Annotated in this window: 13 protein-coding genes and 1 pseudogene; 2 read left to right on the forward strand and 12 right to left on the reverse strand. The window is 30.2% G+C overall.

Going from position 1 to position 14,657, the window contains the following annotated elements; genetic code table 11:
- Positions 1-97 precede the first annotated feature (97 nt).
- The 11 genes and pseudogenes from atpD to B2W91_RS05760 form a co-directional block, all read right to left on the reverse strand.
- Positions 98-1,354 (reverse strand): annotated as a pseudogene (atpD, locus tag B2W91_RS05710) (F0F1 ATP synthase subunit beta); the annotation flags it as partial.
- 33 nt (positions 1,355-1,387) lie between these two features.
- Positions 1,388-2,239 (reverse strand): ATP synthase F1 subunit gamma, encoded by an 852-nt coding sequence (gene atpG, locus B2W91_RS05715; RefSeq protein WP_291579327.1) that lies wholly within the window; start codon positions 2,237-2,239, stop codon positions 1,388-1,390.
- Between the two features lie 11 nt (positions 2,240-2,250).
- Positions 2,251-3,765, reverse strand: coding sequence for a F0F1 ATP synthase subunit alpha (atpA, locus tag B2W91_RS05720; RefSeq protein WP_291579328.1), 1,515 nt, complete (start codon positions 3,763-3,765; stop codon positions 2,251-2,253).
- Positions 3,766-3,802: 37 nt separating this feature from the next.
- Entirely contained in the window at positions 3,803-4,897 is a 1,095-nt protein-coding gene (locus tag B2W91_RS05725) for a F0F1 ATP synthase subunit delta (protein WP_291579329.1), read from the reverse strand.
- 1 nt (position 4,898) lies between these two features.
- Positions 4,899-5,378, reverse strand: a complete 480-nt coding sequence (locus B2W91_RS05730; RefSeq protein WP_291579330.1) for a F0F1 ATP synthase subunit B — start codon at positions 5,376-5,378, stop codon at positions 4,899-4,901.
- Positions 5,379-5,438: 60 nt separating this feature from the next.
- Positions 5,439-5,693, reverse strand: coding sequence for an ATP synthase F0 subunit C (gene atpE, locus B2W91_RS05735; RefSeq protein ID WP_291579331.1), 255 nt, complete (start codon positions 5,691-5,693; stop codon positions 5,439-5,441).
- Positions 5,694-5,736: 43 nt separating this feature from the next.
- Positions 5,737-6,417 (reverse strand): F0F1 ATP synthase subunit A, encoded by a 681-nt coding sequence (locus B2W91_RS05740; protein WP_291579332.1) that lies wholly within the window; start codon positions 6,415-6,417, stop codon positions 5,737-5,739.
- Positions 6,418-6,432: 15 nt separating this feature from the next.
- Complete coding sequence (locus B2W91_RS05745) at positions 6,433-6,795, reverse strand: hypothetical protein (RefSeq protein ID WP_291579333.1); 363 nt, start codon at positions 6,793-6,795, stop codon at positions 6,433-6,435.
- Between the two features lie 592 nt (positions 6,796-7,387).
- Positions 7,388-8,509 carry a non-hydrolyzing UDP-N-acetylglucosamine 2-epimerase gene (wecB, locus tag B2W91_RS05750; protein WP_291579334.1) on the reverse strand — a complete coding sequence of 374 codons (1,122 nt, stop codon included), beginning with the start codon at positions 8,507-8,509 and terminating at the stop codon, positions 7,388-7,390.
- Positions 8,510-8,525: 16 nt separating this feature from the next.
- Positions 8,526-9,554 (reverse strand): MraY family glycosyltransferase, encoded by a 1,029-nt coding sequence (locus B2W91_RS05755; RefSeq protein ID WP_291579336.1) that lies wholly within the window; start codon positions 9,552-9,554, stop codon positions 8,526-8,528.
- A 34-nt stretch (positions 9,555-9,588) separates the two neighbouring features.
- The gene (locus B2W91_RS05760) at positions 9,589-10,077 is read right to left on the reverse strand and encodes a deoxycytidylate deaminase (protein WP_291579337.1); all 489 of its coding nucleotides are present in this window, start codon (positions 10,075-10,077) and stop codon (positions 9,589-9,591) included.
- A 365-nt stretch (positions 10,078-10,442) separates the two neighbouring features.
- On the opposite strand from B2W91_RS05760, the gene B2W91_RS05765 reads away from it, so the two are divergent.
- Complete coding sequence (locus B2W91_RS05765) at positions 10,443-11,153, forward strand: Crp/Fnr family transcriptional regulator (protein ID WP_291579338.1); 711 nt, start codon at positions 10,443-10,445, stop codon at positions 11,151-11,153.
- Between the two features lie 226 nt (positions 11,154-11,379).
- Positions 11,380-11,928: an NADH peroxidase gene (locus B2W91_RS05770; protein ID WP_039635209.1), complete on the forward strand. Its 549-nt coding sequence runs from the start codon at positions 11,380-11,382 to the stop codon at positions 11,926-11,928.
- A gap of 228 nt (positions 11,929-12,156) precedes the next feature.
- On the opposite strand, the gene B2W91_RS05775 is transcribed toward B2W91_RS05770, so the two are convergent.
- Complete coding sequence (locus tag B2W91_RS05775; protein ID WP_291579340.1) at positions 12,157-14,439, reverse strand: S8 family serine peptidase; 2,283 nt, start codon at positions 14,437-14,439, stop codon at positions 12,157-12,159.
- Positions 14,440-14,657 lie beyond the last annotated feature (218 nt).

Below are 14,657 nucleotides of genomic sequence, written 5' to 3' on the forward strand. Positions count from 1 at the left end.
ATATTAGACAAGGCTTCAGGTTCTGCTCATAGTGATGCTATGGGCGGTTTCTGACAACATAGTATGATAGAAAATAGGCTAACATACTGGTATATTATTTNNCTTTAATTCCTGTAAATTGTTCTCCTACAGTAAATGGCTGAGATAAAAATCTCTGAATTTTTCTTGCTCTACTAACTACAAGTTTATCTTCTTCTGAAAGTTCATCTACTCCTAATATAGCAATTATATCTTGAAGTTCTTTATATCTTTCTAATATATGTTTAACTTTAGCTGCTACCTCATAATGTTCTTCTCCAACAATTCTAGGGTCAAGCATTCTTGAGCTTGATTCCAACGGATCTACTGCTGGGTATATTCCTAGCTCAACTATTGATCTTGAAAGAACTGTTGTTGCATCTAAGTGTGAAAATGTTGTTGCTGGTGCTGGGTCTGTTAAATCATCCGCCGGAACATATACCGCCTGAACAGAAGTTATAGAACCGTTTTTAGTAGATGTAATTCTCTCTTGAAGCGCTCCCATTTCTGTAGCAAGCGTTGGTTGATATCCAACGGCACTTGGAATTCTTCCAAGTAATGCTGAAACCTCAGATCCTGCTTGTGTAAATCTAAATATATTATCTATAAATAACAGCACATCCTGACCTTGATCTCTAAAGTATTCAGACATTGTAAGACCTGTCAATGCAACTCTCATTCTTGCTCCAGGCGGTTCATTCATCTGTCCGAAAACTAAAGCTGTCTTGTTAATAACTCCAGATTCTTTCATTTCATTATAAAGGTCATTACCTTCTCTTGTTCTTTCTCCAACACCAGTGAAAACAGAAAGTCCACCGTGTTCCTTTGCAATATTATTTATGAGCTCTTGAATCAATACAGTTTTTCCTACTCCTGCACCACCAAATAAACCTATCTTTCCGCCACGCTGATATGGTGCTATAAGGTCAATAACTTTGATTCCAGTTTCAAAAACCTCAGGTTCTACAGATTGCTCCTCAAAAGAAGGTGCTGGTCTGTGAATTGTATAATAGCCTTCTCCGTTAAATTCACCTTGATCATCAATTGGCTTCCCTAATACATTGAAAAGTCTTCCAAGTACAGGGTTTCCTACAGGGATTGCAATTGCTCTTCCCGTATCTACTGCCTTAACTCCTCTTTTTAAACCTTCTGTGCTTTCCATTGCTATAGTTCTTACTATCTCATCACCTATATGTTGTTCAACTTCTGCAATTATAGTTTTGCCATCCATTTTTATTTCTATAGCATTATATATATTTGGAAGTGATCCTGATTCAAACTTTATATCTATAACAGGTCCTATGATTTGTACGACCTTTCCTATTCGCTGTGACATATTACCCCTCCAAATTCATCAGTCTTTTTAAAATTATTCTTGTGCCTGTGCTCCGCCTACTATTTCCGAAAGTTCTTGAGTTATGGCACTTTGCCTTATTCTGTTATACTTTAAGTTAAGCTGATCCAATAAAGTATCTGAGTTCCTAGTTGCTCCATCCATAGCTTCCATTCTATAACTTTGTTCACAAACTTTAGAATGAAGCATAGAATTTAGTACTTTTCCGTTTAAATATAAATTTATTACATTTTCAGTTAAAGTTTCTGAATTAGTATTAAACTCTAAAGCTCCATTAGAATGATTAAAATCCTCCATATTAATTGGTAGTATTTTTTCCATTTTAGCATGTTTTTGAAGCTGAGAAATAAACTCTGTATAAACAATATGGACTTCTGAAACTTCTCCTTTTCTGTATAAATCAAAGGCATGATTATATATAGCTGAGGATTCTTTAACTGTAGGTATATCACCTACATCAACATATTCTGCCACTGTGTCAATTTTATATCTATTGAACAGTGTTTTTCCTCTTGCTCCTACAACTAGTACTAAACTATTTTCTATATCATTTTCAATTTCATCTATAACGTAATTTACTATAGAGCCATTAAAGGAGCCACATAAGCCCATATCAGAAGTAAGTACAATATATAACTTTTTAGAACTATTGTTTTTGACGGTGTAAATACTCTCATCTTCATAGCTCTTTAAAACCTCATTATACACTTCTTCACACTCTTTAAAATAGTAATTATTAGCTGACAATCTTTGCCTTGTCTTTTTAAGCTTTGAGGTAGCAACTAGTCCTAATGCCTTTGTAATTTTCCTAGTGTTTTTTATAGATTTAATTCTTCTTTTAATTACTATAAGTCCTGTTGCACTCATTTTCTACACCTCTATAGTTCTAATGAGAATTCACTTTTAAACTCATCTATAGCAGCTACAAGTTTATCCTCAATTTCTTTATCTAATTCTTTTCTTTCTAATATAAGTTTTCCAACTTCCCTATGATTGGTACTCATAAATTCTAAGAAATCTCTTTCAAACTCCTTAATTTTATTCACAGGTACATCCATTATATGACCATGAACACCAGCATATAAAATCATAATTTGTTTTTCAACTGGCATAGGAACATATTGATCTTGCTTTAGTATTTCAACTAATCTTTTACCTTTTTCAAGCCTTCTTTTAGTTTCTTTATCAAGGTCAGAACCAAATTGTGCGAAAGATGCTAGCTCTCTATATTGAGCAAGTTCTAATCTTAATGTTCCTGCTACCTGCTTCATAGCTTTTATCTGAGCATTTCCTCCTACCCTGGAAACTGATATACCTGCATTAACTGCTGGCCTCTGTCCTGCATAAAATAACTCTGCTTCTAAGAAGATCTGACCATCAGTAATAGAAATAACGTTAGTAGGTATATATGCTGTAACATCCCCTGCTAAAGTTTCTATTATTGGAAGGGCTGTTAATGACCCTCCACCTAATTTATCAGAAAGCTTTGCAGCTCTTTCTAATAATCTTGAATGTAAATAGAAAACATCTCCTGGATAGGCCTCTCTTCCTGGTGGTCTTCTAAGTAGTAATGCCATTGTTCTATAAGCAACAGCGTGCTTAGATAAGTCATCGTATACCACTAAGACGTCTTTACCTTTATTCATGAAATATTCACCCATACTACAACCTGCAAAAGGTGCTAAATATTGTAGTGGTGCTGATTGTGAAGCAGTAGAAGATACTACAATTGTATAATCTAATGCACCCATTTCTTTTAAACTGTTAACTATGTGTGCAACTGTTGATTGTTTTTGACCTATTGCAACATAGATACAAACAACATCTTTACCTTTTTGATTTAATATTGCATCTAAAGCTAAAGCTGTTTTTCCTGTTTGTCTATCTCCTATAATTAACTCTCTTTGTCCTTTTCCTATTGGAATCATTGAGTCAATTGCCTTAATACCTGTTTGTAATGGTTGCTTAACTGATTGACGCTCAATAACACCTGGTGCATTCACTTCAACTGGTCTAAATTCTGTTGTATTTATTGGTCCTTTGCCATCAATAGGCACTCCTAATGAATCTACAACTCTACCTATCATCTCTTCACCTACTGGTACTTCTACAATCTTACCAGTTCTGTGTACTATATCGCCTTCCTTGATTCCTTTTTCTGAACCAAGTAAAACACAACCTACATTGTCTTGCTCTAAATTTAGAGCCATACCATATACTTTGTTAGAGAATTCTAAAAGCTCTCCCTCTAAGCAGTCATCTAATCCATATACCCTAGCTATACCATCACCTATTTGAATTACTGTACCAGCATCTACGGTATTAATCTTATTTTCATATTTATCTAATTCTTTTTTTAAAAGAGCCGTTATCTCTCCTGGTTTAATATGCATTATTTCACCTCAATCCTATATAAAGACACATCTACTTTTACTGTATGGATTGCCTCATACTCTTTATCTTACCTTTAACAGTACCATCGATTATATCTTCTCCTATTTTGATATAAACTCCACCTAAAATATTTTCATCAATAACTTCTCTTATAACAACATTAACGCTATAGAATTCTGATAATTTCTTTTCTAGATCTTTTCTTTGACTATCATTTAAAGCTGTTGCCGTTCTAACTTCAGCTTCAATAGTCTTCTTTTTATTATCATAGCTTCTTAATTTTTGTTGTTCATCTATACTTTCATCAAGTTCTTCAAAACTTCTATCTGATAATGGTCCTTTGAATAAAACTCCTCGATGCTTAAAGTTCATAAGCTTTCCTTTTATTGTAGCATCAATTACATCTTCACCTACGGTTACATGAATTCCACCCAAGATACTAATATCTATAATCTCTTCTATAACGAACTTTCTTTCATAGAACTTTTCAAGATTGGCTATTAGGTTCTCTCTTTGAATTTCAGTAAGCGGATTAACAGTTTTAACTATTGCTGTTAATACCTTGAACTTATCTTCTAAATAAACTTTATCTTTTCTCTTTTCTTCCATAAGCCCTTTCATTGATTCAAATCTATTTCTTACAGTTCCATCTATAACGTCGTCTCCAACTTTTATAAACATACCACCTAATAAATTTTTATCAACTTTCTCTGAAATTACAATTTCTTTATTATATTTTTTTTCTAGTTTTTCCTTTAGACTTAATTTCTGCTCATCACTTAGTCTTACAGCAGTTCTAACTTCAGCTTCAATCATATTATGACGTTCAAAATAAATAAGTCTCATTTGGTTATATTTTTCTCTCAAATATAATATTCTATCTTTATCAATTAATAAGATTAAGAAATCTAAAAGCTCCTCACCAACTTGATCTTTAAAAAGTTTTGTGAAAATTTCTTTTTTAGCTGCTCTGTGTATTTGAGGATGTTCTATTATTTTAATAAGTTCATCACCAGTTTCCATACTTTCGACAATGATACTTAAGTCTTCTAATGTTTGTTCTAAAGTTCCTCGCTTTTCGCAAACATCATATAATGCTAGTGCGTATCTTCTGTCTAGAAATTCATACATTTTAATTACCTACCTTGGAAATAAACTCATCAATAAGTCTTTTATGCTCATCCTCATCAATTTTCTTCTCTAACGCTTTCTCAGCTAAAACTAAAGATAAATCAATAACTTGTGATTTAATTTCACTTTCAGCTTTACGTTTTTCTCTTTCAATGTCTTGCTTAGCTCTTGCACGAACTATATCTGCTTCCTTCTTAGCTTCTTCAATCATTTCATCATAAACTCTTTCAGCCTTAACTTTATAAGTTTCTATTAATTTTTGACCCTCTTCTTTATATCTCTTAATTTTTTCTTCTTGCTCTATTTTTAAGCCTTCAACTCTACCTTCTTCAAGTTTAGCCTTTGCAAAAGATGCCTCAACTTCTTGTTTTCTTGATTCTATCATTTCCATTGTTGGCTTAAAAACAAATTTTCTTAGTATAAAAAAGAATATAAAAAAGTTTATTGTTCCAGCTAAAACTACACCTAAATTTATATCCATATAAAATCCTGGCTTTATATCCTAAACCAGGATTTTCACCTACCCTTCTTTATAATTTTCTTAGCCTTTTACACCAAATAAAACTAATAATAATCCTATAAGGAAACCATATATAGCTGTAACCTCTGAGAAAGCTCCTCCTATGATTAATGCGTTCATTATTTTTCCGCTCGCATCTGGTTGTTTTGCTATACTTTCAACAGCTTTAGCAGTTGCGTTTCCTGTTCCTATACCTCCACCAATAACTGATAATGCTGCTATACCAGCACCTATTGCTGACATACCTGCTATAAATGCACCTGAATCTATATTCATAATTAAAATCCTCCTTAAAATACTTTAATTTATTTATAATCTTTTAGTGTTCTGATGTTATCTTGATATGAATCATAGTTAACATTACAAATATTATGGTTTGAATTATCCCATCAAAGAAGTCAAAGTAAAAAGCAAAGGGAACTGGAATTCCTATCATTGCAATAAAATGAATATGGCCTAATGCTTCATATAATAGCTCCATAACCATTGTTGCTGCAAATACGTTACCAAATAATCTTAAGCTTAATGATACTGGTAACATTACTCTTTCTAATATATTTATTGGTAATAATAGGGCTATAGGGCTAGCATACCCTTTGAAATATCCTTTTAATCCTAACTTTTTAATTGTGTAACCTTGAATTACTAAAAATGTTGTAAGAGACAATCCTATGGTTACACTCAACTCTGATGTAGGCGCCTTTAATCCAAACATTCCTATCATATTTAATGAAAATATATATAATGCTAATGCCCCAATATAAGGAACAAAGGCTAGTTTATCTTCGCCCATATTTTCACTAACTATTCCACTAAGCTTTCCAATTATTATCTCTATGGCACTTTGAATTTTTCCTGGAACTCTTTTAATTGTTTTACTATAAAGAAAAGATAATATTGCTGTTACGCCGATAAAAATCCATTGAATTACTAAACTTAATGTAATATCAAATGGAAACCCAAATATATTTAACGTAAATATAGGTAAAACCCCCTCCATGTAAACACCCCTTTCTTATTGTTTAGCTTTAAAGCCATATAATATTAATGAAATAATTTGAGAAGTATATCCAGCAATAAATATTAAAAAGTTAATAGTACTTCTATTAACTATATAAGCTGCAACTAATGAAACTATAAGTATTCTATAAATTTGACTCAGCATTAAAATTATTTTTGACATTGAGTTGTTTTCTTTTACTGATATATTTAACACTAAGCTATTTACTAATAGATTAATTAGTGCAATTCCTATTCCTAACATAAAAAATAAGCAGGCCTTTCCAAATATAAAATATCCTATGGATATAAATATTAATGATAAAATCAAATCAAAGCTTGCTACTTGTTTTAAAAGTGATGTATTCTCATTATACACTTGAAATTCCTCTCTCTATGGCTTACTAAGGTATATGCTTATTAAGCTACAATAAATTATATGCTTAGACATAATATTAATAAACACTGTAATTTGACTATATTGGGTCGTTTTTCTGAATTGCAGTTCAATATACCTAAATATTTCATTGTGGATATGTTTTGCTCTCTTTTAATCTGTTTTTCTGAGCCATTAGATATTTCCTTCAATTGTTATTCAATTCCTCAACAACGTGAAATTTTCTGACTGATTAGTTCATAATGGTTATGAATAACGCTTCATAATATAATTCAATAAACTAATAGTGCATTAAAAATTAAACGATTTTATGAATTTATTATTTTTTAAAATTTCATTTTACTGAAAACTTCATAGGGGTTATTATTTATCACTTTTAATAATATGAATAATCCAAATAGAGTTTTATGCATTTTTCATTATATTTATATATATATATTGTGAATTAATACATGGAATTATTCAAGTTTAAGCTACATTTTGCTTTTATTTACTCTCATTTCCTCACTAACTCAAAAAAAATAAAAGCATTAGAATTATGAAAGTTAATTCTAATGCTCTATAATTTTACCTATTAATTGTAAAAGTAAGCTTTTAATATATTGCATATTTCAATAGAGGTTTTTCCATTCCCATAAGGATTTGAAAGATTACTCATATGTTCATAAGCATTTTTATCTCTAAGAAGTCTGTTAGCTTCTAAGACAATCATATTTATATCTGTTCCTACTAACTTAACAGTACCCACTTGTACTGCTTCTTGTCTTTCAGTAACATGCCTTAATACTAATACAGGTTTACCTAAATGAGGGGCCTCCTCTTGAATTCCTCCTGAGTCTGTCATAATCATATAGCATTTATTCATAAGATTATGAGCTTCTTCAGTATCCAATGGATTTAATAAGTGTACTCTTTTAATTCCACCTAAATATTTTTCTACATCCTCTTTAACTATAGGATTTAAATGAACTAAATATATTATTTCTACATCCTCATTTTCCTCAACTATTTTTTTTAAAGATGTACATATATTTTCTATTCCCTCTCCCCAGTTTTCTCTTCTATGAGCAGTTACCATAATTACCTTTTTATCTTTAAAATCAATGTTGTTTAGCTCTTCAGTTTTAAATTTATAGTTTTTCTTAACAGTATAATTCATAGCATCTATTGCAGTATTGCCTGTAACAAAAATACTATCTTCCCTAACATTTTCTCTTAATAAATTTTCCTTTGTAAGAGTGGTAGGTGAAAAATGTAAATCTGCTATAGAACCTGCTAACTTTCTATTCATTTCCTCAGGGAAAGGAAAGTATTTATCAAAAGTTCTAAGTCCAGCTTCTACATGCCCCACTTTTGTTTTATTATAGAAAGCAGCTAGCGAAGCTACAAATGTAGTAGTTGTATCTCCATGTACTAATACTATATGTGGCTTCTCCTTTTGTATAACTTCCTCTATACCCTCAAGCGCTCTACAAGTTATCCCACTTAAACTTTGCTTTTCAACCATAATATTTAAATCATAATCTGGCTTTATATCGAAAATCTCTAGTACCTGATCTAGCATCTCTCTATGCTGTGCAGTTACACATACCATCGAATCAAATTCTTCTCTTTTTTCAAGCTCTTTAACAAGTGGTGCCATTTTAACTGCTTCTGGTCTTGTTCCAAAAACAGACAAGACCTTAATTTTTTCCATAGATTTCACTCCTTAACTATTGTTCTTCATCGAATAAACCAAGTTTCCAAGCTATAAAGGCAATAAAAGTAACTACTGATGCTAATAAGAAATATGCTTTCTTACTGCTTATTTGCATTGCAATTATAGCTATACCACCTAATATTGCACTAATTAAATACATTATTAAAACAACTTGTCTTTGTGTTAAGCCAAGTCCTAATAATCTATGATGAAGATGCCCTTTATCGCCTTGCATTATAGGTTTACCATTTACTTTTCTTCTTATCATTGCAAATAGTGTATCATAAATTGGAAGGCCTAAAGCTAAAAGTGGAACAGCTATAACTAAAGCTGTAGCAGATTTAATTGCTCCATCAATAGAAATGGCTGCTAATAAAAATCCTAAAAGTTGTGAACCTGTATCTCCCATAAATATACTTGCAGGATTAAAATTATAAGGTAAGAATCCAATAATTGCGCCACTTAATATAGCAGTTAAAAAAGCTGCATCTACTCTTCCATTTATTATAGAAACTATAAATAAAGTTAGTGAAGATATAAATCCTACACCCGCGGCTAGACCATCAACTCCATCTATTAAATTAAAAGCATTTGTTATACCTATAACCCAGATAATAGTTATGGGAACTCCTAATAGTCCTAAATTTAAAAAACTACCTCCACTATTTAATGGATTTGTAACTAATGTTATTTTAAGCCCAAATACTATTAAAATAATTGCTGCTACTATTTGAAAAACCAACTTATATTTTGGCCTTAATTCCTTAATATCATCAATTATTCCACCAATTACAATTACAGTAGCACCAATAAGAAGTCCTAAATCTTGAATAGAAAAATTACTTATGTTTAGAACTACTCCTATAACAAAAGCAATATAAATTGCCACTCCGCCCATAAGTGGAGTAGGTTTGTTATGTATTCTTCTTGGATCATTCGGAATATCTATTGCATTTAACTTAATAGCTAGTTTTATAACTAAAGGTGTTGCTATTACTGATATAATTGCTGTAATAATCACTAGTAAAATTATATTATTCATATAAAACCTTCCTAATTAAAATTTATATTTAATTTTAATATCCTTCTTCTTCTGTAAGAGAGTCATCATTTTCAATCCATTCACTGACAAACACTTCTCTATAATTGTCTTTTGTATCTCTTATTATGACTTTTTCTATACCAGCATTTATTATAAATCTTTTACAAAGTGCACAGGGAGATGCATTTTCAACTAAGTTCCCTGTAGACTGTTCTTTTCCTACTAAATATAATATTGATCCTATCATATCATGTCGTCTTGCAGAGATTATTGCATTTTGTTCTGCATGAACTGATCTACAAAGTTCATACCTAGTTCCTCTAGGAACTCTTAATTCCTCTCTTCTACATACACCAATATCACTACAATTTTTTCTTCCACGAGGTGCTCCTGTATATCCAGTAGCCATTATCTCATCGTTTTTTACTATCAATGCTGCAAAGTTTCTTCTTAAACAAGTTCCTCTTTCTAAAACTGTTTCACATATATCTAAATAATAATTATGTTTATCTATTCGTTTCATAAAATCCCCTCAAAAAATTAATATACATTCTACCTTATTATATAAAAAAACTATAATAAAGTCACGTATTTTCAGTTTTCATCCTAAATTGCTATAATGTTAGCTCCTTTTAATTCGATATTAAATATTAGACGTAATTTCATAAATTACTTTCCTTAATAGATTTTATTTAGGAATGGTTTTAAAAAGTTTTATAAGATAAAAATAAAGTAAGAAGTAAAAGCTCTAAATAGGGTTATTAACATTTGTCTAAACATGTAATTTGTAGTAAAATGATTTATATGTAAATTATGTAAATGCCTTTGAAGTTTAATATAATATAAAATATAATTAGCTAAATTCTTATAAAATTGCAGAGGTGTATTATGGATTATATAATAAAAGCACTAAAAAAATGCATTCTTTTTAANNTTTTTAAAAACCTATCAGAAGAAGAAATTAAAAAAACTTTGTCCTCAGTTAGATATACTATATATAATCAATGCAAAAATTGTGTCAATTGTAAAACTTGTGTTTTAGCACTTGAAGGTGATGATTGTACTTCCTTAGGTATTGTACTTGAAGGAACTATAGAAATTCAAAAGCAATATCCTAATGGTAAAATAGTATCACTTAGTACATTGAAAACAGGAAATATATTTGGAGAAGCAATTGTTTTTTCTGAGTACCATAAATATCCTGCTACAATTATCAGTAACAAAAATTCAATAGTTATGTATATTTTAAAAGAAGACATCATATCAATGTGTAGTGGCAATACATTAATTTTAAATAATTTTATGGAGCTTTTATCTAGTAAGATACTTAATTTAAATAAGAAAATAACTGAACTATCTTTAGAAACTTTGAGACAAAAACTCTGTTTCTATTTACTACAAGAATATAAAAAGCAAAAAAATTTAAAATTAACTATTCCTATGTCTAAGAAAAGTTTATCAGAATATTTTGGTGTTCAACGTCCTTCCCTTTCAAGAGAATTAATTAATATGAAAAATGATAAATTAATTAATTCTGATAAAAATACTATAGAAATTTTGGACTTAGATAGGCTTCAGCAGTATATTAATATATATTAGTTATTAGCTAAAGCCTTATATTCCAATGATTTATAACACACTTTTAAAAATTTCTCAAAATTTCGTTAAAAAATAATAATTTTCTCTTGATAATTATTATCCGATAGTATATAATAATCTTGTAAGGAAGATTAAAACAATTAAATAAACAGTTAATTAAATTAGTAAATTATAATTACACTATAAACTAAAAAATATTTTTATTTATCGAGGAGGATTTTTTATTATGAAAAAGTTTGTTTGTACAGTATGTGGATATATTCATGAAGGGGATTCAGCACCAGAGTTTTGCCCAATTTGTAAAGCACCAGCTGACAAATTTATAGAAAAAGTAGAAGGACAAATGACTTGGGCTGATGAGCATAGAATAGGAATAGCTAAGGACGTAGATCCTGAAGTTATAGAAGGATTAAGAGCTAACTTCGTAGGAGAATGTACAGAAGTTGGAATGTATTTAGCAATGAGTCGTCAAGCTGATAGAGAAGGATATCCAGAAGTTGCTGAAGCTTATAAGAGAATAGCTTGGGAAGAAGCAGAACACGCTTCTAAATTTGCAGAATTATTAGGAGAAGTTGTAGTTGCTGATACAAAAGCTAACCTACAAGCAAGAGTTGATGCTGAGCATGGCGCTTGCCAAGGTAAAAAAGATTTAGCTACATTAGCTAAAAAATTAAACTTAGATGCAATACATGATACAGTTCATGAAATGTGTAAAGATGAAGCTAGACATGGAGCTGCATTCAACGGATTATTAAACAGATATTTTGGAAAATAATAAATAAAAATAGATTATTTTGATATAGGCTATAGTACACTCTATAGCCTTTCATTCCCTATCCCATAACAAAAAAGCATGGTAATCCATGCTTTTTTATTTAAAATCTTAATAATTGTTACTATCTAAATCCATTAGCATCACTATTTTCTGTGATTCAATATAGTATACGCAAGTTGTTTTACACATTCATTCTTACCGCTTAAGATGGAGCTTCTGCTAGTTACGTTAAATTTTCTTATAAGCGAAAGGCATCTGATATTTCTCACTTAAATCATTTTTATTGGTAAAAATAATGTATCCCTCATAATATCCTAATGCTGAATCTTCAGGTACAGCTATCCTAACATCAATTAATTTACTATGCATACTATCTATAGTTACATTCTCATCTATCTCAATTGTCACATTATTTTCAATAGCACTATTTCCTATTTGACTCTTTAAATATTTAACGTCTATATTAAAATCCTTATTCAATGCTGAATTATTACTTATTTTAAGACTTTTAGTTTTAGCTATTTGATTACTTGTATTTTCATTAAAATTTAAAGATGATGTTATATTATCTATCTCTATTCTTTCGTAATTTTTATTTAAAGAAGCTGTCTTATCTAAAACCTGAAATTTAGCTCTTGAATATACTGCTTCATAGGCATCTATCATTCCTGCTCCAATCTCATATACACTATAATCGTATTCTAAGTCATCCGCGGTATTCATTAAAGCTGATTTTATATCAGAAGGACTATAGTTCTTATTTTTATCTAATATTAAAGCAACAACTCCAGTTACATAGGCAGTTGCCATAGAAGTACCTGATTGTCTTTCATATGCTTTATCATAATTTCCTATTCCTTCTTCTCCTTTAAAATAGTTAGGCACAGAAGATAGTATGTTAGCTCCTGGTGCAACTATTTCAGGTTTTATTATATAAGTCTCATTTACTGGTCCACGAGAGCTAAAATCTAATAATACTCCTTTAGTTATTTCTAAATTAGAAAAACTATTAATTTTAAATTGAACCTCTTTTTCTTTAAGTGCAGATAAAATGGCTTGTCCTTTTTTAAATGGCAAAGTAAACACAGTAGGATAATCTTTATGTTCTCCAAAGTACATAGGTATGTATCCTTCTTCTTCATTATCATTAATTACTATAGTAAAAAGAGCTCCTTTTTCTTTTGCATTTTTTCCTTTTTCTATTAAAGGATTTTTCCCTCTAGTAACTAAGGCTATAGAATCATTTAGTCTCTTATCCTTAAAAACTTCTTTCATGCCATATCCACAATAAACAACTTTGATACTTCTATTACTATAAGGTTGTAAACTTTGCATTTTATCTTTTAATAATAGTCTTAAAGTATAACTTTCATCTGTTGAATTAAAAATTCCCTTTATAGTAGGTATTATCATATTATTATTACTAGCACCTACGGTTATCCCTAGTGGAGCTGTTCCTGGTGTAGATATTGTATATGGCTCTGAACCATTGTTTCCTGATGCTGTCACTACCGTAACCCCTAAGTTAGTAGCATTATTTATAGCTATAGATGTAGGATATAGTGGATCATTTACATCTATTCCTAAGGATAAATTTAAAATGTCCATACCATCCTCAACAGCCTTTTCCACTCCACTTATAATACTTTCCATAGTTCCAATTCCATAAGGTCCTAAAACTCTATACGCGTATATCTCTGCTTCAGGCGCTACTCCTAAAATACCTAAGCCATCATTTTCTTTAATCCCTTGCCCAGCTATTATTCCTGCTACATGAGTACCATGAGTAGTATAATAAGTATTCTCATCCTTTTCATCATATTCAGGTGCTTTAGAATTTTTCCACTGCTTATATGTAGTCTCCATAGGATCATTATCATTATCAATAAAATCATACCCACCTTTATAAGCATTCTTTATTGCTGGATGATTATAATCAATTCCTGTGTCTAAAATTCCTATCTTTATATTTTTCCCTTTAATTCCTTCTCCATGTAATTTATCAATATTCTTTAAAGGTACTGAACTAATTACCTTTGAATCTTTACTTAAATTTTCTTCAACTTTAATAGGTTTTATTTTTACTTTACAATCACTATAAATGCTCTTAACCATAGGTATCTTCGATAATTTTTCTATCTTATTAGCAGGAATATTTATCGCCACTCCATTAAATACCTTATCATAAAAATTTGTAACTTGAACTTCAGTAATTTTCTTTTTATTAACTTCTTTAATGAAGTTCTCATTAGTGTCGTCATTTTTAAAGTTACCAATGGTACTTCTATATTTATATGGATCTTTTTCATCGAATTGAACAATTAATTTTACTTTCTCATTGCTATCTAAATCTATATTCTCATCTAACTTTATTACTTCTTGAATTGATTCAGCATTGTTATTTGACACTTCCCAGTACTCTTTTGCCATTATCATTTCACTACTACTTAAAGTAATAAAAGCAGCACAAATAAATATAGCTAACAATTTCTTAAAGTTTCTCTCCTTCACTTTTATCCCCCTTAACCACTTTATTATATATAGATATATACCCATCCTTGATTTAATGTATAGCTCAATATAACTACACCCTTGAGTATTTCAATTCACAATGCACAATGCACAATTATGGTGGAAATTATTTTTGATCAAAATAATTTCTTTAATGAGTTTTTAGCTAGCAATATAATTGCTAGTGTTTCCACCTCTGGGGAACAGTAGTGAAGCCC

The organism is Clostridium sp. UBA6640 (assembly GCF_002455975.1).
Classification (GTDB): Bacteria; Bacillota; Clostridia; order Clostridiales; family Clostridiaceae; genus Clostridium_J.